At 71.0% G+C, this 20,902-nt stretch carries 12 protein-coding genes and 1 pseudogene; 11 read left to right on the top strand and 2 right to left on the bottom strand.

Annotated features, from left to right (window positions below):
* The first annotated feature begins 57 nt into the window (after positions 1–57).
* Complete coding sequence (locus tag M4V62_RS18020) at positions 58–1,764, top strand: glycerol-3-phosphate dehydrogenase/oxidase (protein ID WP_249588293.1); 1,707 nt, start codon at positions 58–60, stop codon at positions 1,762–1,764.
* Between the two features lie 12 nt (positions 1,765–1,776).
* Here M4V62_RS18020 and M4V62_RS18015 read toward each other — a convergent pair whose 3' ends face one another.
* On the bottom strand, positions 1,777–3,021 hold the full coding sequence (locus tag M4V62_RS18015) for a serine hydrolase domain-containing protein (protein ID WP_249588292.1): 1,245 nt from the start codon (positions 3,019–3,021) through the stop codon (positions 1,777–1,779).
* 135 nt (positions 3,022–3,156) lie between these two features.
* On the opposite strand from M4V62_RS18015, the gene M4V62_RS18010 reads away from it, so the two are divergent.
* The 8 genes and pseudogenes from M4V62_RS18010 (at position 3,157) to M4V62_RS17980 (ending at position 17,885) form a co-directional block, all read left to right on the top strand.
* Positions 3,157–5,394, top strand: a complete 2,238-nt coding sequence (locus tag M4V62_RS18010; RefSeq protein ID WP_249588291.1) for a serine/threonine-protein kinase — start codon at positions 3,157–3,159, stop codon at positions 5,392–5,394.
* Positions 5,395–5,559: 165 nt separating this feature from the next.
* The gene (locus M4V62_RS43910) at positions 5,560–7,197 is read left to right on the top strand and encodes a protein kinase (protein WP_430626879.1); all 1,638 of its coding nucleotides are present in this window, start codon (positions 5,560–5,562) and stop codon (positions 7,195–7,197) included.
* Positions 7,167–8,591: pseudogene (locus M4V62_RS43905) on the top strand (serine/threonine-protein kinase); the annotation flags it as partial. The gene M4V62_RS43910 and the pseudogene M4V62_RS43905, both read left to right, overlap by 31 nt.
* A 227-nt stretch (positions 8,592–8,818) precedes the next feature.
* Positions 8,819–10,537, top strand: coding sequence for a serine/threonine-protein kinase (locus M4V62_RS18000; RefSeq protein ID WP_249588290.1), 1,719 nt, complete (start codon positions 8,819–8,821; stop codon positions 10,535–10,537).
* A gap of 103 nt (positions 10,538–10,640) precedes the next feature.
* Positions 10,641–12,284, top strand: a complete 1,644-nt coding sequence (locus M4V62_RS17995; RefSeq protein WP_249588289.1) for a serine/threonine-protein kinase — start codon at positions 10,641–10,643, stop codon at positions 12,282–12,284.
* Between the two features lie 128 nt (positions 12,285–12,412).
* On the top strand, positions 12,413–14,209 hold the full coding sequence (locus M4V62_RS17990) for a serine/threonine-protein kinase (RefSeq protein WP_249588288.1): 1,797 nt from the start codon (positions 12,413–12,415) through the stop codon (positions 14,207–14,209).
* A gap of 174 nt (positions 14,210–14,383) precedes the next feature.
* Positions 14,384–16,000, top strand: a complete 1,617-nt coding sequence (locus tag M4V62_RS17985) for a succinic semialdehyde dehydrogenase (protein WP_249588287.1) — start codon at positions 14,384–14,386, stop codon at positions 15,998–16,000.
* A gap of 49 nt (positions 16,001–16,049) precedes the next feature.
* Complete coding sequence (locus tag M4V62_RS17980; RefSeq protein ID WP_249588286.1) at positions 16,050–17,885, top strand: GMC family oxidoreductase; 1,836 nt, start codon at positions 16,050–16,052, stop codon at positions 17,883–17,885.
* Between the two features lie 150 nt (positions 17,886–18,035).
* Here M4V62_RS17980 and M4V62_RS17975 read toward each other — a convergent pair whose 3' ends face one another.
* On the bottom strand, positions 18,036–19,043 hold the full coding sequence (locus M4V62_RS17975; protein ID WP_249588285.1) for an LPXTG cell wall anchor domain-containing protein: 1,008 nt from the start codon (positions 19,041–19,043) through the stop codon (positions 18,036–18,038).
* 249 nt (positions 19,044–19,292) lie between these two features.
* Between M4V62_RS17975 and M4V62_RS17970 the strand changes: the two genes are divergently transcribed.
* Positions 19,293–19,691, top strand: a complete 399-nt coding sequence (locus M4V62_RS17970; RefSeq protein WP_249588284.1) for a hypothetical protein — start codon at positions 19,293–19,295, stop codon at positions 19,689–19,691.
* 234 nt (positions 19,692–19,925) lie between these two features.
* Complete coding sequence (locus M4V62_RS17965; protein ID WP_249588283.1) at positions 19,926–20,687, top strand: hypothetical protein; 762 nt, start codon at positions 19,926–19,928, stop codon at positions 20,685–20,687.
* The last annotated feature ends 215 nt before the right edge of the window (positions 20,688–20,902 follow it).

Here is a 20,902-nt window from a genome sequence, read left to right as displayed (position 1 = left end):
CCAGAATCTGGGCATGATGTGAGCGCGACCACACCCGACAGCTAACGGGAGGCAGCGGTGAGGACAGCGACCTTGGGACCGGCGGAGCGTGCCGAGTCACTTGCGGAAATGGCCGAGCGGGAGCTGGATGTCCTGGTCGTGGGCGCGGGAGTGGTCGGTGCGGGCACCGCACTGGACGCCGTGACCCGCGGCCTGTCCACCGGCCTCGTCGAGGCACGGGACTGGGCGTCGGGCACGTCGAGCCGGTCGAGCAAGTTGATCCACGGCGGCCTGCGCTATCTGGAGATGCTCGACTTCGCGCTGGTGCGCGAGGCGCTGAAGGAGCGCGGCCTGCTCCTCGAGCGGCTCGCCCCGCATCTCGTGAAGCCGGTGCCGTTCCTGTATCCCTTGCAGCACAAGGGCTGGGAGCGGATCTATGCCGGATCGGGCGTCGCGTTGTACGACGCCATGTCGATGTCGCGGGGCCACGGCCGAGGCCTGCCCATGCACCGCCATCTGACCCGGCGTCACGCCCTGCGCGTAGCACCGTGCCTGAAGAAGGACGCCCTGACGGGGGCCATGCAGTACTACGACGCGCAGATGGACGACGCCCGCTATGTGGCGACACTGGTGCGCACAGCGGCGGCGTACGGCGCGAAGGTCGCCAACCGCGCCCGCGTCACGGGCTTCCTGCGCGAGGGCGAACGCGTCGTCGGTGCCCGGGTGCAGGACGTCGAGGGCGGCGGGGAGTACGAGGTCCGGGCCAAGCAGGTGGTCAACGCCACCGGTGTGTGGACGGACGACACCCAGGCGATGGTTGGCGAGCGGGGACAGTTCCACGTCAGGGCGTCCAAGGGCATCCATCTGGTCGTGCCCAAGGACCGGATCAACTCGACGACTGGCCTGATCCTGCGCACGGAGAAGAGCGTCCTCTTCGTCATCCCGTGGGGACGGCACTGGATCGTGGGGACGACCGACACCGACTGGGACCTGGACAAGGCGCATCCGGCGGCGTCCAGCGCCGACATCGACTATCTGCTCGAGCATGTGAACTCGGTGCTCGCGGTGCCCCTCTCACGGGACGACGTGGAAGGGGTGTACGCGGGACTCAGGCCGCTGCTCGCCGGGGAGTCGGACGCCACGAGCAAGCTGTCGCGCGAGCACACGGTGGCGCATCCGGCGCCGGGCCTGGTCGTCATCGCGGGCGGCAAGTACACGACGTACCGAGTCATGGCGAAGGACGCCGTGGACGAGGCGGTGCACGCCCTCGACCAGCGGGTCGCCGACTGCGTCACCGAGGACATCCCGCTGGTCGGCGCCGAGGGGTACAAGGCGCTGTGGAACGCGCGCGCCAGGATCGCCGCACGCACCGGGCTCCATGTGGTGCGCGTGGAGCACCTGTTGAACCGGTACGGATCGCTGGCGGAGGAAGTCCTCGCCCTCGTCACGGCCGACCCCACGCTGGGCGAGCCGTTGCCCGCCGCGGACGACTATCTGCGCGCAGAGATCGTCTATGCCGCGTCGCACGAGGGGGCACGGCATCTGGACGACGTGCTGACCCGGCGCACGCGCATCTCGATCGAGACGTTCGACCGGGGCACGCGCAGCGCGCGGCTGTGCGCGGAGCTGATGGCGCAGGTCCTCGGCTGGGACAAGGACCAGGTGGAGCGGGAGGTGCAGCACTACGAGAAGCGGGTGGAGGCCGAGCGGGAGTCGCAGCGACAGCCGGACGACCTGACGGCGGACGCGGCGAGGCTGGGCGCGCCGGACATCGTGCCGCTCTAGCCGCGGGCGCCCTCAGCTGCCGGACGGGCCGGAGCCGCAGAACTCGGCAGTCAGGAGAGCCGGTTCGAGGGCCGGGTCGGCCAGCTCGTCCGTGTTGACCCGGAAAGTCAGGACACGGTCGCCGTCGCGGGTGGCGGCCGTGCGGACGTAGCTTCCGGCGATGCGGCCGTTGTGGCCCCAGACCGTGGTGCCGCAGGGCAGCTTCTGCGGGTAGAGGCCCATGCCGTAGTGGCCCTCCGTGGTCCGGGTGTTGAGCATCTGTCGCAGCTGGGGCGCGGGGAGCAGCCGGCCGGTGAGGAGGGCGGCGTAGAAGCGGTTCAGGTCGGTGAGCGTGGAGACCAGCTCGCCCGCGGCGCCCGCGATGCCCGGGTCGAGGGCGGTGACGTCCTGGCCCTCGCTCGTGTATGCGCGACCGTGCGGGGCGGGGAGCGTGGTGCGGGTGCCGGGGAATGAAGTGCCGGACAGGCCAAGGGGGGTGATGACGCGGCGTTCGGTCTCGGCGGCGTAGGAGCGGCCGGTGACCTGCTTGATCACCATGCCGAGGACGACGTAGTTGGTGTTGGAGTACGACCAGCGGCCCGGCGTGGTCGCGGGGTGGGCGAGGGCGGTGCGGACCGCCTCCGTCGGAGTGAGGGGGACGAGGCCTTTGGTGTCGGTGGTGTAGTCAGCGAGGCCGCTGGTGTGGGTGAGCAGGGCGCGCAGCGTGAGGCTGTGGCCGTCGAGACTTTTGCCGCGGATGAGACCGGGCAGGTGGAGTTCCACGGGGTCGGACAGGGACAGACGGTGTTCGGCGGCGAGTTGGAGTACGACCGTCGCGATGAACGTCTTGGTGATGCTTCCGGCGCGGAAGTGGTCGGTGCGGCGGATGCGGGTGGCGTCGCCGGTGTCGCGGGTGCCCGCGCGGGCGCCGGTGCCGGAACCGGTGTCGGCGCCGCTTCCAGGTCCGGTCGCGGGCGCTTGGTTTCTGTCCGTACCTGTGGTGGTGTCGTCGGCCGTGGGCTGTTTGGCCTGGGCGAAGTGCCAGTGGGGCCGCTGGGTCGCCCGCTGTCCCGGTGGTGGGTCCGGGGCGCCCGGCTCGGTTGTTGACCATGGGGCCTCGCGGGCCAACAGAGCCGCGGCGGGGGCCTTGCCTCGGGTGACGAGCAGCGGAAGAGTGGCGTCCGTGGCCGGTTTGGCGGCCAGCGGCGCACTGGCGGAAGTCAGGCCGATGAGGGTCACCGCAAGGGGCAGGGCCAGCAGTGTCCGCGGAATGGGCATGACGGTCCCTCCTTGTGCGGAGCCCATCATGAGGGACGTTGGACCCTGGGCGTAGACCGGTCCCTGAGTAAGGGACAATGGAGGCTCTGTCAGGGCGGGTTGCGCGGGTAGCAGCGGTAGCAGCAGAGGGGACGCATGTCGGACGCGGAGCAGGCGGGTCAGTCCCGTCAGGACAAGAGCGAACGTCTCCTCTCCGGGCGTTACCGGCTGGGAGAAGTGCTCGGCCGCGGCGGAATGGGAACCGTCTGGCGCGCCAAGGACGAGACACTCGGTCGTACGGTCGCGGTGAAGGAACTGCGTTTCCCGTCGAGCATCGACGACGACGAGAAGCGCCGGCTCATCACGCGTACGTTGCGTGAGGCCAAGGCGATCGCGCGGATCCGCAACACCAGTGCGGTCACCGTGTACGACGTGGTCGACGAGGACGACCGGCCGTGGATCGTGATGGAGCTGGTCGAGGGCAAGTCCCTCGCCGAGGCCATCCGCGAGGACGGGCTGCTCACGCCGAGGCGCGCGGCCGAGGTCGGGCTCGCGGTGCTCGACGTGCTGCGGTCCGCGCACCGCGAGGGAATCCTGCACCGTGACGTGAAGCCGTCGAACGTGCTGATCGCCGAGGACGGCCGGGTCGTCCTCACGGACTTCGGCATCGCGCAGGTCGAGGGCGACCCGTCGATCACGTCCACCGGCATGCTCGTCGGCGCGCCGTCGTACATCTCGCCGGAGCGTGCACGAGGGCACAAGCCGGGCCCTGCCGCCGACCTGTGGTCGCTCGGCGGGCTGCTGTACGCGGCGGTGGAAGGTGTTCCTCCGTACGACAAGGGGTCGGCGATCGCGACCCTCACCGCGGTGATGACCGAGGACGTCGAACAGCCGACGAACGCGGGTCCGTTGGAGAAGGTCATCTATGGCCTGCTGGCCAAGGACCCCGAGCAGCGGCTGGACGACGCGGGGGCGCGGGCGCTCCTGCTCGACGTGATTCACGCGCCCGAGGTCAAGGACGAGCCGGAGCCGGTCGACGCGACGAAGGTCGTGCCGTTGCCTCCGGTGCCGCCGGCCTTGGGGAAGCGGTTCGGGAAGGACAAGGGCAAGGACAGGGGCAAGGGCAAGGGAGGCGTCGGCCGTGCGGCCGGTGCGGGTGCGGCCGGTGGAGGCGCCGCGGGTGCCGCTGGTGCTGCGGCCACGTCTGAGGCCGCAGGGTCCTCCGAGACCGCTGGATCCTCCGTGGACTCCGGTGGCCGCAAGGGCGAGGAGGCCGCCGAGCGGCTGAAGGGCGCGCTCCGGTCGGTGCGGAAGGCCGCGGCTGCGGCTACCGCGCGGGGCGCGGGGTCGGGTGCGGGCGCCGGGACGGCTGCTTCTGGTTCTACTTCGCCCTCCGACTCCGGTTCCGGTTCCGACTCCAATTCCGGTTCTAGTTCTGGGGCCGGTTCCGCTTCTGGTGCGGTGGCGGAGAAGCCGTCGCGTTCCGGGGCGGCTGGAGCGGCCGCTGGAGCGGCCGCTGGTTCTACTGCGTCCGGTCCTGCTCCTGCTGCCTCTTCTTCCGCTCCTGCCACTCCGCCGGTTCCCGCGACGCCGCCGCGTGCGACGCCTCCCAAGGCCTCGCTCACCGACGTGGTGCCGCGGCGCACGCTCGTGATCATCTCGGTGGCCCTCGTGCTCGCGGTGCTCGGGACCGTGCTGGCCTTCGCGCTGAACGGCGGGGACGAGAACGGCGGGCAGGACAGCAAGAACGGCGGTGACAAGGCCGCGTCCAGCGGCGCCACCGCGGGCAGCGGCGAGAAGGAGACGGACAAGGGCGCCGGGCAGGACGACGGCGCCGAGAAGGACACGGACGACGCGGACAAGGGCACGGGCTCGGGGGCGAACCCCGGCGCGGACGAGAGCAAGGATCCGGACGGCAGCGGCGAGGGCAGCGGCAACGACCCCGGCAAGGAGCCGGGCGACGGTGCCGAGTCGACGTACAAGCACTCCCAGGGTTTCTCGGTGGGCCTGCCCAAGGGCTGGAAGTACCAGTCCACGGCTGCCGCGGGCGCGCGCTTCACCGGTCCGAACGGGCAGAAGCTGCTGATCGGCTGGACTCCCACCCCCAAGTCCGACCCCGTGGGCGACTGGAAGAGCCAGGAGTCGTACATGGTCCGGTCGCAGTACAAGCGGATCCGGATAGAGAAGGTCGACTTCCGCGGCTGGAACACGGCTGACTGGGAGTTCACGTACGTCGAAGGCGGCACGAAGTACCGCTCGATAGACCGTGGCTTCGTCGTCAACGACCACCTGGGCTACGGAATGATGTACACGGCCAAGGACGGCAAGTGGGGCAGCGACGAGCGCAAGGACGCGTGGCGGACCTTCACGAAGTCGTTCGAGCCGAAGAAGTAGCCAGAGGGAGTAGCAGAAAGAAGTAGCCAAGGGTCTCGGCGAGATCTCGCATCCCCTCAATGTGGTTTGCCTCCGGCACGTATCGTGAGTGTCTGCGGACCGTACGCAGCCGCAACAAGGCGTTAGACGAACGGAATTGACCACCGGGCGGACGGGGGAGGCGTCGTGGACGAATACGCGGGGCGGGTACTCGCCGACCGCTATCGCCTGCCGCTGCCTCCCGCGGATGAGTACGAACTCGCCGAGACGCGCGCCTTCGACACGTACAGCGGGCAGGAAGTCCTGGTCAGGCAGGTTCCGTTGCCTGAGGTCGTCGACGCGGAAGTGCTTGAGCTCGATGAGCGCGACCTCCCGGAGGGGGAGCTTCCGGCGGGGTTCGTGAGTGCGGGGGCGGTGCGGCGGCCGTCGGCGCGTACGACGCGCAGGCCGTCGGACCCGGCGGTGCGGCGCGCGATAGAGGCGGCGCAGGCCGCCGCGCAGATTCCCGACCATCCGCGGCTCGACCAGGTCTTCGACGTGTTCGCCGAGGGCGGTTCGCTGTGGATAGTCAGCGAGTTGGTCGCGGCGAGGCCGCTGGCCGCGCTGCTCGCGGACCGGCCGCTGAGCCCGTATCGGGCGGCGGAGATCGCCTCGGACGTGGTGACGGCCCTGCGGGTGCTGCACGCGCACGGCTGGGTCCACCGGAACATCACCGCCCGCACGGTCCTGGTCTGCGACGACGGCCGGGTGGTCCTCACGGGCCTCGCGGCGGGCGCGGCGGAAGAGGCGCTGTGCGGGTACGACCCTCGGCCCGAGGAGTTCCTCGCGGGTTTTGAGGGTGAGGCTGGGGATGGTGCCGGGGGTGGTGCCGGGGCCGCCCCGAACGCCGATGAGGGTGAGCCTGACGAGGCCTATGAGGTTGACGAGAGCGATCGTTCGCGTGGGCATGCCGCGATCGAGGCCGCCCCGGCCGCTGAGCCCGGGGGCGATGTGCGGGCGGCACGGTCCAACGCCATAGCCGCGTATCGCGCCGGGGCACGGGCCGCGGCGCGGGTGAGCGAGGACGAGGGGCGGCGGGGCCCGGCGTCGAGGGGCGCGGAGTTGCCGGGGCCCAGGGGCGGCGGGTCGTTCGGGGCGCGTGAGGGTTACGAGGGGTATGAGGCGTACGACGATGAAGGGGCGCGTGGGTACGGCGCGGAGGGCGGGAGCGGGGGCGAAAGCCGCAGCGGGGGCAGCGGGAGTAGCGGGAGCAGTGGGAGCAGTGGTGAGGCCGAGGTCGCCGGGCGGATCCTGGATCCGTATGGCGTCAGGGGTACGCAGCAGTGGCACGGGGCCGTGCCGAGGGGCGGAGGCGCGGGGGCGTCGAGTGCCGGTGCGGGCAAGGGCGTTGGGGGTGTTGGGGATGTTGGGGGCGTCGGCGGTGGAGGCTTTGGTGGGCCTGCCGGTGGGTTCGCCGGTGGGGTAGGCGCCGAGCGAGGCGCCGACCGAGCTGAGCTAGGCCCTGCGAGTGGCCGTGGCGGTCAGGGCACTGGTGCCGGCTATGAGGGACAGAACTTCGGCTACGAAGGACATGGCTCTGGCTACGGCGCCCCAGGTTCCCCGTCGCGTCACGACGCACCGGGCTCCGCGCTCAGCCGAGGCGGTCCGGACTCCACCTCCGGCCGCACCACTCCCACCCCGAAGCCGACCCCACCCCGACCCCCACCCCGCCCCCCTCCTCGTCCGGCCACAGCTACTGGGACGCCCTCGTCGCCGAGCGGAGCGTGGCCCGGCGTGGCCCCGCCACCGCCCTTGCCGCCGAGCGGGCCCGGCACGCGCGGATGACCGTGGTCGGGGCCGTGACCGAGCGGTGGGCGCCCGAGCAGGCCGGGCCCGTGCACGAGAACTGGCAGCTCGCCCCGCCCATCGGACCCGCCACCGACCTCTGGGCGCTCGGCGCGTTGCTGTTCCGGGCTGTACAGGGCCACGCGCCCTACCCCGAGGAGAGCACCTTCGAGCTCGTCCAGCTGGTGTGCGCCGAGCCGCCCGCCTTCGCGGAGGAATGCGGTCCGCTCCGGCCCGTGGTCGAGTCGTTGCTGCGCCAGGACCCCACCGAGCGGCTCGACTTCGAGGAGCTGAACGGCTGGCTGCGGTCGTTGGTCCGCTCGGCGCCCGAGCCGGAAGCCGGTGCGAACGTCGTGCCCGCGCCGCCGTTCGACGCCAGGCGGCTGCCTGTCGTACGCCGTCGCGGTGTTCTCGTACGCCGCAAGAAGCGGCGCGCCACCGCGCCCGCCGCCACCGCCCCCATGCCGAACTCCCGCCAGAACGGGCGTCACAAGCACAAGCAGTCGAAGCAGTCCAAGCAGTCGAAGCAGCCCAAACGAGGGCGGGAGGCCAGGCCCGCAGCCGCCGCGTCCGCCTCGGCGTTCGCGTCCGCACCCGCACCCCCGCGGGCACCCGCGCCCCCACGCGCACGCGCGCCCAAGCGGAGCGGGACGGGGCAGCCGCGCTCCCTGGGGCGCCTCCTGCTCCTGCTCATCCTGGTCGGGCTCGTCGCGGCGATCGCGTACGCCGTGGCCTTCATGCCCAAGTCGGGCGAGAACAAGGGCAGCGAGCGTGCCGGATCCGCCGGTGACCCCGGCACCAGCCAGGGGCCCGACCCCGGCAGCAGCTCCAGCTCCCGGCCCAGCGAGGACGGCAAGTCCGACAAGCCCAGAGACAATCCGAGCGACAAACCGGAGAGGAGCCCCGACTCGCAGCAGCCGCAGACCAGCGGACCCGCGCTGCCGAAGGGCTTCACGCTCCGTAAGGACGCCGAGGGCTTCCGGGTCGCCGTCGCGAGCGGCTGGGACCGGCAGCCCAAGAACGGGCGGGGACAGGTGCTTTACACGCAGGGCGACTTCGAGCTGATCGTCGTGCCGGGGCGGGACGGCACGGACGAGTACGGCAGCGACCCCATGAAGTACCAGCGCGAGCACGAGCGCGAGCTGCAGCCGTTCCGCGACTCGACCTGGGCGGTGTCCTCCGGGATGCGCAGGATCGATGTGGGCGGACGGGTCATGGGCGAGGGGCAGTTCACCTGGAGCGGCTCGGACGGCGGCGAAATCTTCGTACGCAATCTCGCGATGATCGTCGGCGGGAAGTACCACGTCGTGCAGATCCGAGGGCCTGAGTCCGAGCGGGACGAGGTGGACCGGTTCTATGAGCAGGCCTCGGCGACCTATCAGGTCACTGATTGAGCTGTTGACCGGTTTCCAGTCCTCATCAGTCATCATGTGATGCGTCGGGCACGGTATTTGACTGTTCCTGATCGACGTTTCGCGGAGCTTCTCGGCCGCGGGAGCGGTTCGGTGTCGTTGCGTCACGCGTCACAGTGAGGTCTCCGAGCACCCCCGGAGGTTCCCCGCACGCCACCGGCTCCCTAACCTGGGCCATGTCAGAACCATTGCGGGGGATCGTGAATCAGATGCAGGACCTGCTCCTCGCGGGCCGCTACCGGCTCGGAGAGTCCATCGGGCGCGGTGGCATGGGACGGGTGTGGCGCGCGCGGGACGAGGTGCTGCACCGGGTCGTCGCCGTCAAGGAGCTGACGGCCGCGCAGTTCGTGCAGGAGGCCGACCGCGCGGTCCTTTTCGCCCGTACGCACGCGGAGGCGCGGGCCGCGGCCCGGATCAACCACCCCGCGGTCGTCACCGTCCACGACGTCCTCGAGTACGACGACCGGCCCTGGATCGTGATGGAGCTGGTCGAGGGCCGGTCGCTCGCGGACGCCGTCAAGGAACAGGGCCGCATCGAGCCCGCCGAGGCCGCCCGCATCGGCCTGTGGACCCTGAAGGCCCTGCGCGCGGCGCACGCGGCCGGGGTCCTGCACCGTGACGTCAAGCCCGGCAACGTACTCCTGTCGAACGACCGGCGCATTCTGCTCACCGACTTCGGGATCGCCGCGATCGAGGGGGACTCGACGATCACGCGGACCGGCGAGGTCGTCGGCTCCGTCGACTATCTGGCGCCCGAGCGGGTCAGCGGCGCCAACCCGGGCCCCGCGTCCGACCTGTGGGCGCTCGGCGCCACGCTGTACACGGCGGTCGAGGGGAACTCCCCGTTCCGGCGCACGTCCCCGCTGGGCACCATGCAGGCCGTGGTCACGGAGGAGCCCGCACCGCCCGAGTACGCGGGGGTGCTCGCCCCTGTGATCAGCGCGCTCCTCCGCAAGGACCCGGACACGCGGCCGACCGCGGAAGAGGCCGAGCTGATGCTCGCCGAGGCGGCGGAGGGACGACAGCCGAGCGGGGGGCAGGCGTATGTGCCGACGCAGATCCACTCCACGTCCCAGCAGCAGCAACAACAACAGCCACAGCAGCCGCAACAGCCGCAGCCCCAGCCCCCAGCGCAGACCCGGCACCAGTACACACCGCAGTACGGCCACCACTCGGCGGAACCCGGCACTGTCGTCCACGGGAACAGCGGGACAGGAAACGGCACCGGCCCCAACTCCGCGTCCTACCAATCCGGCACCGTCGTCCACGGCATCCACCAGTCGCACCAGTCACAACAGTCCCCCCAGTCCCCGAGTCATCCCCCGAAGCGCCGCAAGCGGGCCGCGATCGTCGCGGTGATCGCCGCGGCCGTGCTGCTTGGCGGCGGAACCGCGGGCTACCTGTACTACGCGGACGGCGACGACGGCCGTACGGAGCAGTCCAGTGACGGAGCGCCGGGCAAGGCGGTCGGCGGCATACCCAAGGACTGGCCGTTGGTGGAGGACGCCGAGGGCTTCAAGCTCAGGCTGCCCAAGGGCTGGGAGCGCGAGGCCGACGGCAATCAGATCGACTACACCCCTGACCACGGACGGCATTTCGTACGCATCAGCATCGACCGCAACACGACGTGGGAGAGCCCCTACACGCACCAGCTGGACCTGGAGAGGAACCTGAAGGTCAAGCTGCCCGACTACAAGCGGCTGCAGCTCGACCAGAACACCTACCGCGACCGGACGGGCGCGCTCTGGGAGTTCAGCTGGACGGCGGGAGCGAACGACACGACCGCGGGCCCGCGCCGCGCCATCTCACAGTCCTATATCGGCCGTGACGGCGTCGAGTACGTGATTTACATGTCGTCCCCCGCCGCCGACTGGAACAAGGCGCGCCAGCAGTTCGACGCGATACTCCGGGGCTGGCGGGAGCGCTGAATGTCCTCGCCCGCGGCCGGGGTGGCTGGGACGAGCGGCCTGAACCAGTCCGCCGCCCAGGTCCGGAGGGTCCGTTCGCACACGTGTGGGGCATGATGGCCGCATGGGGAGCGTGGGGGACAACGCCCGGGTCATAGCTGGCCGTTACCGCCTGGATGTGCGGCTCGGCAGGGGTGGCATGGGCGTCGTCTGGCAGGCCACCGATCAGTTCCTCGGCCGCCGGGTCGCCGTCAAGGAACTGGCGCTCGACGACACGCTCTCCGAATCCGACGCGATGCAGCAGCGCGAACGAACCCTGCGCGAGGCGCGGGCGGCGGCGCAGCTCAGGCATCCGCACATCATCGTCGTCCACGACGTCGTCGTGCAGAGCGACCACCCGTACATCGTCATGGAGTTGATCGAGGGCGGTTCGCTCGCCGGGCGGATCGCGCGTTCGGGTCCGATGAACGCGCGGGCGGTGGCCCGGATGGGCATCGATCTGCTGGGCGCGCTGAGCGTCGCGCACGCCGCCGGGGTCCTGCACCGCGACATCAAGCCCGCGAACGTCCTCATGGAGGAGGCGACCGGGCGCGTCGTCCTCACCGACTTCGGGATCGCGCAGGTCAGCGGGGCGACGACGCTCACGGAGATCGGGTCGTTCGTGGGCTCGCCCGAATACACCGCGCCCGAGCGGATGTCGGGCGAGCGGACAGGGCCCGAGTCCGACCTCTGGTCGCTCGGCGCGCTGCTCGTCGCCGCGCTGACCGGCGAGTCGCCCTTCCGGCGCGACTCGATCGGCGGCGTGCTGCACGCCGTCGTCTTCGACGAGATCCGCCCGCCGCCGGCCGCCGCACCGCTGCTGCCCGTCATCCTCGGCCTCCTCGAACGCGACCCGGACCGACGGCTCGGGGCGGCGGAGGCGGTGCGGCTGCTGCGGACGTACGTCGAGACGGGGCAGATGCCGTCGACACCGGCGGGCCGGGCCGGCGGTCAGCCTTCGGCGCTGCCGGGCGGGCGGCTCGGCGGCTACACGCCCACCTACCGTGACCTGCCCACTCGTCCGCCCGCGCACCCGGCAGGGCCTTCCCGGGGCAGGCGCAGGGCCATGCTGATCGCCGCCGCGCTGGTGGCCGCGGTGGCCGGGGCCGGGGTGTCCGCCGCCGTCCTGCTGGGCAGGGACGACGACGGGAAGGGCGGCACGCCGTCGACACCGGCCTCGCAGAGTTCGCAGACCGGGCAGACGGGGAAGCCGAGCCCGTCGCCTTCGCCGACCCCGACGGTGACGGTCACGCGCGGCTCCCGTACGCCGAAGCCCTCCACGCCCGAGGCCCCCGAGGGCTACCGCGTGACGAAGGACCCCAGGGGCTTCACGCTCGCCGTGCCGGAGGGCTTCACGCGCGAGCTGGACGGGCCCCGCACCTTCTACAAGTCCCCCGGCGGCACCTACCGCATCGGCATCAAGGAGTCGGCCCCGGAGCCGGGCGGCCCGCTCGCCGTGCAGCGCCGCTCCGCCGCCAAGGGGCCGGAGAACAACCCCGGTTACCGGGACGGCGAGGTCAGCGAGACCTCGCACAACGGACGGCCCGCGGCCCTGTGGCAGTTCAGCTGGGACGGCTTCACGGAGGCGGAGGGTGCCCGGCACACGTACGACCTGTGCTGGGAGGAGGGCGGCCGGATGTACGACGTGTGGGTCTCGGCGCCGGTCGGCAAGGCCGAGGAGGGCAGGCGGTATTTCGACACGGCGGTGGACTCGTTCGTACGCCGCTGAAGCGGGGAGCCGTACGCCGCTGGAGCGGGGAGCCGTACGCCGCTGAGGCCGGGCCCGGCGCATCACCCCTGTCACAAGTCGGTGACCCGAGTGGAAGCGGGGGCCTTCGGCAAGGTACTGATGTGGGCATGAGTAATGACGGGGGAGCCAACTACGGCCCGTACGAACCGACCAGTTTCGGACTGCAGCCGCCGCAGTCGTCCGTACCGGGGCAAGGCGGGCAGCAGGGTCAGGACGGCAACCCGTACGCCCAGCAGCAGCCGCACCAGCAGCCGCACCAGCAGCCGCATCAGCAGCAGCCGCCGCACCAGCACCAGCCGCACACGCAGCTGTCGCACCCGCAGCAGCCCGCCGCGCCGACGCCGCCCCCGTCGCCCTACGCCCAGCCCACCCAGGTGGTGCCGAACCAGCAGTCCGAGCCGGACCCGGGCGCGGGCCGCCTGATCGCGGGCCGCTACCGCCTCCTTTCGAAGCTCGGCCACGGCGGCATGGGCACGGTCTGGCGCGCGAAGGACGAGACGGTGGACCGCGACGTCGCGGTCAAGGAACCCCGCATCCCCGACCACCTGCCCGAGCGCGAGCGCACCAACGTCTTCGAGCGGATGCGCCGCGAGGCGCGCGCCGCGGCCCGCCTCGACCACCCGGCCGTGGTCAACGTCCACGACGTGGCGGTCGAGGACGGCCAGCCGTGGATCGTCATGGAGCTGGTCCAGGGCCGCTCGCTCGGCGCCGCGCTCCAGGAGGGCACCCTGGGCGCCCGCGAGGCGGCCCGCGTCGGCCTGGAGGTGCTCGGCGCCCTGGACGCCGCCCACCAGGCGGGCATCCTGCACCGTGACGTGAAGCCGGACAACGTGATGCTGGGGCAGCACGACCGCGTCATCCTCACGGACTTCGGCATCGCCCAGATCGAGGGCGAGACGAACCTGACGGACACGGGCGGCTTCGTCGGTTCGCCCGAGTTCATCGCCCCGGAGCGGGTCCTCGGCCAGCGCCCGGGACCGGCATCCGACCTCTGGTCGCTCGGCGTGGTCCTCTACGCCGCGACGGAGGGCGTCTCGCCGTTCCGCCGCAACAACACCCCCGCGACACTCCAGTCCGTCCTGAACGCGACGCCCGCGGCACCGGCTTCGGCCTCGGGCCCGCTGGCACAGGCGATCAACGGGCTCCTGGCGAAGGACCCGGCCCAGCGCCCGCGCGCGGCCCAGGTCCGCGCCCTCCTGGAGGAAGCGGCCAAGCCGCCGGAGGTGGCGCCGACGCGGGTCGTCCAGGTCGGCGGGGGCGGTGCCTCCGGTGGCAAGGGCGTCACCATCGGCCGCAAGGGGCTCATGGGCATCGGCGCGGTGGTCGTGGCGGCCGTGGTCGCAGGCGTCCTGGTGGTCATGAACCCGTTCGCGGCGGCCGAGGCGGACAGCTGGAAGCAGCACGAGGAGAAGGCGCTGGGCGCGACGCTGGCGGCGCCGCCGGACTATGTGAAGTCCGCGCCGGACGGCACCGTCGCGACGGAACACTGGGTCAGGTACACCGACCCGAGCACCGCCATCTCGATCACTCTGTCCCTCGCGAAGAAGTCCGAGGACAGCACCGGCGAGATGGCGGGGTCCGCGGCCGCGCAGGCGTACAGCGACAGCGACGGCGTCGAGAACGGCGACGACACCGACATGGCCGAGGATCCCGCTCCCCGGAGCAGTACGGCGAAGACGTCGTACAAGGACCGGGAGTCCGCCGAGAACACGATCACCTACGTCGACGATTCGGACTCGGAGAGCCTGAAGCCGCGCGAGGCCAAGGTCTTCTACTACAAGACCGCCAAGTCCGGCGACATGTACAAGCTCGCGATCGACTACCCGAGCAAGGGCGACTTCGTCGAGCGCGGCCGTGAGGTCGCCAAGACCGCGATCGCCGAGCTGGAGATCACGAACCCCTGACGCGGGCCTGTTCCGCGAGTGCAGTCCGAATTGGTGACCCGTCGTTGATCAACTCCGGCTAAGCCGCTGATCAGGTGCTTTACCGCCAGCGATCGCTGGCGCGGTGTGTGCGCCCGGTGAAAGCTGATTACCGACGGGTACCCAAATCCCTGACCTGGGCCTACGCTCACCTCCATGACGGACTCGCAGGCCACCGCAGCGCCCCTCGGAACGAACCCGATAGCCACCGCCCCCGAAGGCGCGCGCACCGCCGCCGACGTGGTGACTCCCGAGCTGATCGCGCAGCTCACCCGGGATGTGATCGGCACGGGCCGGACCGCCAATCACCAGCCGTTCACCGGTGAGAAGCTGGCCGACCTGCCCGAGTCCACCCCCGAGGACGTGGCCACCGCCTTCGAGCGCGCCCGCGTGGCCCAGGTCGCCTGGGAGCGCACCCCGCTCCGCCGCCGCGCCGCGATCCTGCTCCGCTTCCACGACCTGGTGCTCCAGCGCCAGGCGGAGGTCCTCGACCTCATCCAGCTGGAGACCGGCAAGGCGCGCCTGCACGCGCACGAGGAGCTGCAGGCCGTCGCCGTCGCCGCCCGGCACTACGGCCGCAAGGCCCCCGCGTATCTGAACCCCAAGCGGCACACCGGCGTCGTACCGACCCTCACGAAGGTCACAGAGAACCGTCAGCCGCGCGGTGTGGTCGGCCAGATCGCGCCCTGGAACTACCCCCTCGAACTGTCCATCGGCGACGCCCTCCCCGCGCTCGTCGCGGGCAACGCGCTGGTGATGAAGCCCGACACGGAGACCTGCCTGACCGCCCTGTGGGCGCGGGACCTGATCATCGAGGCCGGGCTGCCCGCCGAGGTCTTCCAGGTGGTCCTCGGCGAGGGTCCTGTCGTCGGGCCCGAGATCGTCAAGCACGCCGACTACGTCTCCTTCACCGGCTCCACCCGCGTCGGCCGCGAGGTCGCGCAGGGCGCCGCGGGCCGGCTCGTCGGCGTCTCGCTCGAACTCGGCGGCAAGAACGCCATGCTGGTGCTGCACGACGCCGACATCGACAAGGCCGCGGCGGGTGCCGTGCGCGCCTGCTTCTCGTCCGCCGGGCAACTGTGCATCTCCATCGAGCGGCTGTACGTCCATGAGTCGATCGCGGACGAGTTCGTGGAGCGCTTCGCGGCGCGGACGAAGGCGATGCGGCTCGGCAAGTCCCTCGCGTACGGCGCGGAGATGGGCTCGCTGGTCGGCGAGCGGCAGCTGGAGACCACCAAGCGGCACGTCGACGAGGCGGTCGCCAAGGGCGCCACGCTGATCGCGGGCGGCGTCGCCCGTCCCGACATCGGCCCGTTCTTCTTCGAGCCGACGATCCTGGACGGCGTCGAGTCCCCGATGGCGGTGTGCGGCGAGGAGACCTTCGGGCCCGTCGTCTCCATCTACCGCTTCACCGACGAGAACGAAGCGGTCGAGCTCGCCAACTCCACGTCGTACGGACTGAATTCCTCGGTCTGGACGAAGGACGGCAGCCGCGGCCGCAAGATCGCGGCGCGCCTGCGCACCGGCACGGTCAACGTGAACGAGGGCTTCGCGCCCGCCTACGGCAGCGTGCAGTCGCCGATGGGCGGCATGAAGGACTCGGGCCTCGGCCGCAGGCACGGCTCCGAGGGCATCCTGAAGTACACCGAGGCGCAGACCGTCGCGCACCAGCGCCTCATGCCGCTCGCGCCGTCCTTCGGCATGGACGACGAGAAGTACGCGGCGTTCATGAGCCTGAGCCTGAAGGTCATGAAGTCGCTGCGCCTGCGCTAGGCATCTCAAGAGCCGTTCTCTAGGGGTCAGTTCTCAACGAGGAGAGTCAATGTCACAGGAGAGCTCTGTCCAGAAACAGTCGGACAGTGAGGCGGGTGGATACGACGACGCGTCGTACGACTACGACGTCATCGTCGTCGGGTCCGGCTTCGGCGGCTCCGTCTCCGCCCTGCGCCTGACGGAGAAGGGTTACCGCGTCGGGGTGCTCGAAGCGGGCCGCCGCTTCACCCGTGAGTCGCTCCCGAAGAACTCCTGGGACCTCAAGAACTACCTCTGGGCCCCGGCCCTCGGCCTCTACGGCATCCAGCGCATCCACCTGCTGGGCAACGTGATGGTGCTCGCGGGGGCGGGCGTCGGCGGAGGTTCGCTGAACTACGCGAACACGCTCTACGTACCCCCCGCGCCGTTCTTCAACGACCCGCAGTGGAAGGACATCACGGACTGGCAGAACGAGCTCGCCCCCTACTACGAGCAGGCCAAGCGCATGCTCGGGGTGCGGCTCAACCCGACCACGACGCCGTCCGACGTCCACCTGAAGGCGACCGCCCAGGCCATGGGAGTGGGCGACAGCTTCCACATGGCGCCGGTCGGCGTCTTCTTCGGCGACAAGCAGGACGCCTCGGGTACGTCAACGGCCAAGCCCGGCACGGAAGTTCCCGACCCCTACTTCGGTGGCGCGGGCCCGTCGCGCAAGGCCTGCACCGAGTGCGGCGAGTGCATGACGGGCTGTCGGCACGGCGCGAAGAACACCCTCAACGAGAACTACCTCTACCTGGCGGAGAAGGCGGGTGCCGTCATCCACCCGATGACGTCCGTCGTCACCGTCACCGAGGACTCGCGGGGCGGGTACGCCGTCGCCACCCTGCCCACCGACGCCAAGCGCAAGGGCAAGGGGCGTACGTTCACGGCGCGCAGGGTCGTCGTCGCGGCGGGCACCTACGGCACGCAGACGCTCCTGCACCGCATGAAGGACACCGGAATGCTGCCGCGCATCTCGGGGCGGCTCGGCGCGCTGACCCGCACCAACTCCGAGGGTCTGGTGGGCGCGCAGACCACCGACCGCCGCTACCGCAAGCAGCACGGCGCCGAGAAGGCCGACTTCACCAAGGGCGTCGCGATCACCTCGTCGATCCACCCGAACGCCACCACGCACATCGAGCCGGTGCGCTACGGCAAGAGGTCCAACGCGATGGGCGGCCTGACGGTCCTTCAGGTGCCCTACAGTATCGCGGGCGGCAAGGCGCGCGTCGCGGGCTGGCTCGGCAACGTCGCCAAGCATCCGTGGCTCGCGGTCCGTTCGCTCTCCAACTGGCACTGGTCGGAGCGGACCATCATCGGCCTCGTCATGCAGACGCTCGACAACTCCCTGACCACGTACCGCAAGGAGAAGGGCATCGGCAAGGGCCTGCTGACCGCACGGCAGGGCCACGGCGCGCCCAACCCGACGCAGATCCCCGAGGCGACCGAGGCGGCGACGCTGCTCGCCAAGGAGATCAACGGATTCGCGGGGTCGAACGTCGGCGAGCTGATGGGCACCCCGCTGACCGCGCACTTCCTGGGCGGCTGCCCGATCGGCGACAGCGCCGACACCGGGGTCATCGACCCCTACCACCGCCTCTACGGCCACCCCGGCATCTCGGTCGTCGACGGCGCGGCGGTCTCCGCGAACCTGGGCGTGAACCCCTCTCTGACGATCACCGCGCAGGCCGAGCGCGCGATGTCGTTCTGGCCCAACAAGGGCGCCGAGGACACACGCCCCGCGCAGGGCACGCGGTACGTACGCCTCGCCGCCGTCGAGCCGAAGTCCCCGGCGGTACCGGCGGGCGCGTTCGGCGCGCTGAGGCTTCCCTTCCTGGGGATGCCCGCCGTGCCGGCCAAGAAGTAGTCCGGCAAGAAGTAGTCCTGGCGGCCACCACGGCCGCGTACGCGAAAGGACCTGCGCCCCCCTCCGAGCGCAGGTCCTTTCGCGTGCTTCAGGTGCCGCTGAGCGGCGTGCCGTCGGCAGGCTTGCTGCTGCCGTTACCGGCATACGTGCTTACGCGGTGGCGTCGGCCTTCTTGCGGCGGACGACGAAGACCGCGCCCGCACCGGCGATGACGGCGACGCCGCCGACGAGGCCGATGGTCGGCAGCATGGAGCTGGAGCCGGTCTCGGCGAGGTTGCCGGTGGTCGGGATGTCGTTGGCGCCGCCCTGGGGGGCAGTGCCGCCGGAGGGCTTCTTGCCGTCCTCGTTTTTGTCGGCCTCGCCCGGGTTGTCGTTCGTGCTGCCGGGCTTCAGGACGGTGAACTCGTAGAAGGCGAACGACTCGTGCACGCAGTTCTGCTCGGAGTCGAGGTAGCCGCCGAGGCCGAGCGCGTAGCCGTCACCGGCCGGGGCCTTGGCGCTGACGTTGACGCGCAGCTTGATGTCGACCTTCTCCTTGGCGCCCAGCTCGGTGGTGCCGAAGTAGAGGCCGCCCGAGACCTCGTCCGCGATGGACTCCCAGGCCTTGGTGTCGGGGTTGAAGTACTGGATCTGCGCGTAGTTGGCGAGCCAGTCCTTCTCGTCCTCGCTCTCCGTGAAGTTGTCCACGGCGGCGAGCCACTGGACCTCGCCGAGGTCCTCGTCGGTCGGGTTGGAGGCGGTCAGCTTGAACTGGTGCCAGCCGCTGCCCGCGACGATCTTGCCGGGCAGACCCGAGAGTCCGAGCTCCAGCTTCGAGTCGACGTCGTTGCCGTCCTCGTCGACCGGGCAGTTCGTGGGCTCCTCGGAGGGCTCCTCGGTCTCGGCCGGCGGGGTTGTCTCGGCCGGAGGCGTGGTCTCGGCCGGCGGGGTCGTCTCGGCCGGAGGCGTGGTCTCAGCCGGCGGGGTCGTCTCGGCCGGAGGCGTGGTCTCAGCCGGCGGGGTCGTCTCGGCCGGCGGCGTCTCGGACGCGGGGGCCGACGTGCTCGGCGGCGGAGTCGTGGGCTCGTCGGTCGCGAAGGCGGCAGGGGCCGAAAGCAGCGCGATCGGGGCTATGGCGGCGGTCGCGGCCGCGGCGGCCATGACACGGCGAAGCTTCATGAAGACCTCAGTCAGTCCGGCGTACCACCTGGTGGGCGATACGGAGGTGGAGGCCTCCGCGGTGGGGACGCGGGTGTGGCCGTTGTTACGCATGCATGACCTGCGTCTGCTGTGAATGGTTGTCCTGGAACTCACAGAATTCTTATGTGGCTTGGATCACAGAGCTTGTGCGTCCGTCGCCGGGTGCCGTAGAAATTCCCCCGCTCTACGGTGATCCGCCGGGAGCAAGGGGCAGCGGGAGGGGGCGGCGTGGCGGAGCCGGATGAGATACCGGACGCGATACCGGACGACGTGTGGGAGCGGTTCGAGCGGGACAGTCTGCGCGACATCCGTTCCTCGGCGCCGAAGGAGCCGTCCGCGCGGGCGCGCATGGTGGCCGAGAGGCTGCGGCGTCTTGACGAGGAGGCGGCGCGCCAACAGGCCGCGGAGTCACGGGCGTTGGGTCGCAGGCGCAGGAAGCGCAAGGCGGCGAAGGGGGAGGCCGCCGGGGCGTGGCGGCCGGACGAGTGGCGGTCCGCGCCGACCGGGCCGCGGCGCGGCGGGCGTTCGGAGCGCAGCCGCCGGGTGTGGAGCGTGGTGATCGTGGTGGGCGGCATGGCGCTGGCGATCGTGTTCCTGAGTCCGTTCCGGTTCTGGATCTGGCAGTAGCGGGACCTGGCAGTGGCGGGATCCGGCAGTGGCGGGATCCGGCAGCGGTGGGACCCGGCGTCGGGAACTGGTGTCGGAATTCGGTGGCGGGAACCGCCCGGAACGATCTTCCGTCGTAGAAGGGGTGCGGGTGACTCCGCATGAGCGGGTGGCCGCGCGTGAGCGGGTGACCCGCACTGTGCGAGACGAAATTGGGGGAGCGGGAACGTGAAGTCGGCTGTGTCGCGTGGTGTGGTGGCTGTTTCGACCGTGGCGGTGCTGGGCCTTACGGCGGCGTGCAGCGGTAGCGGTGGTGGCAGTGGCGGCGACGGCAAGGACGAGAAGCCCGGACGGGCGGACGCGACCTCCGCCACGGCGAAGCTGGAGAAGGCGGCTCTCGCCTCGGGCGACGTGAAGAAGTACAAGGTCGCGAAGGAGTCCGGCGAGGCCAACCAGGGCAAGGGCGCGCCGCAGGCGGGACGCGTGAACCCGGCCGAGTGCCGCCCGCTGTCCGAGATGCTCACGGCCGCCGCCCCGCCGAAGTCGAAGGCTCACGTCAGCCGCACGCTGAGCAGCACCGATGTCGCGGAGACCACCACGACGGAGGTCGTGCTGCTGGCGTACGGCCAGGCCGATGCCGAGAACACCATGGACACCCTGCGCACGGCGACGAAGTCGAAGAAGTGCGCCACGTTCGGCGACGGCGGCCACCGCTACATCGGTGTCCGTCCGCAGCCCGCGCCGGTCGGCGGCGACGAAGCGGTCTCGTACAAGCTCGCGAGCCGTGCCGGTGAGTTTCTCGACCGGGACCGCGTCACCGTCGTACGCAGCGGCTCGACGCTGATCGCTTTCCGTGCCTCGAACGTCTTCGACCCGGAGTCGGCCAAGTCCGACGAGGAGGGCGAGGCCGCCGGGCTGCCCGAGAAGTTCCGTGACGGAGTGACGGCCGACCCGAAGGTGGCCGACGCGATCGTCGACGCGCAGCTCGCGAAGCTGGCCGAGGCGGGTAAGCGGTAGCGGGGTGACGGAGCGAAGGGCCCCGCGGGACGGATCCGCGGGGCCCTTGGCCGTCAGCACCGACGTCAGGGCAGCGTCGGTGCCACGGAGCGGCGCAGGGGGGAGTGCGCCGCGGGTCTGGAGGTCGCCGGTGGCAGCCCCGGCGCACGAGGGGTGCACGAGGGGCGCACGAGTGGTCTCGACCAATGGCAATGAAGTTGTGGAGTGCCGCGCGT

The sequence above is a fragment of the Streptomyces durmitorensis genome (genome assembly GCF_023498005.1).
GTDB lineage: Bacteria > Actinomycetota > Actinomycetes > Streptomycetales > Streptomycetaceae > Streptomyces > Streptomyces durmitorensis.
The sequence above is the reverse complement of the archived record's forward strand: the minus strand, read 5'-3'. Positions and strand labels throughout refer to the sequence as shown.

What these genes read in the sequence shown, in the direction of transcription:
- M4V62_RS18015 (WP_249588292.1), bottom strand. Translation starts at nt 3,021, where the DNA reads ATGCCCATTCCGCGGACACTGCTGGCCCTGCCCCTTGCGGTGACCCTC.
- M4V62_RS18010 (WP_249588291.1), top strand. Translation starts at nt 3,157, where the DNA reads ATGTCGGACGCGGAGCAGGCGGGTCAGTCCCGTCAGGACAAGAGCGAA.
- M4V62_RS18000 (WP_249588290.1), top strand. Translation starts at nt 8,819, where the DNA reads ATGCAGGACCTGCTCCTCGCGGGCCGCTACCGGCTCGGAGAGTCCATC.
- M4V62_RS17995 (WP_249588289.1), top strand. Translation starts at nt 10,641, where the DNA reads ATGGGGAGCGTGGGGGACAACGCCCGGGTCATAGCTGGCCGTTACCGC.
- M4V62_RS17990 (WP_249588288.1), top strand. Translation starts at nt 12,413, where the DNA reads ATGAGTAATGACGGGGGAGCCAACTACGGCCCGTACGAACCGACCAGT.
- M4V62_RS17985 (WP_249588287.1), top strand. Translation starts at nt 14,384, where the DNA reads ATGACGGACTCGCAGGCCACCGCAGCGCCCCTCGGAACGAACCCGATA.
- M4V62_RS17980 (WP_249588286.1), top strand. Translation starts at nt 16,050, where the DNA reads ATGTCACAGGAGAGCTCTGTCCAGAAACAGTCGGACAGTGAGGCGGGT.
- M4V62_RS17975 (WP_249588285.1), bottom strand. Translation starts at nt 19,043, where the DNA reads ATGAAGCTTCGCCGTGTCATGGCCGCCGCGGCCGCGACCGCCGCCATA.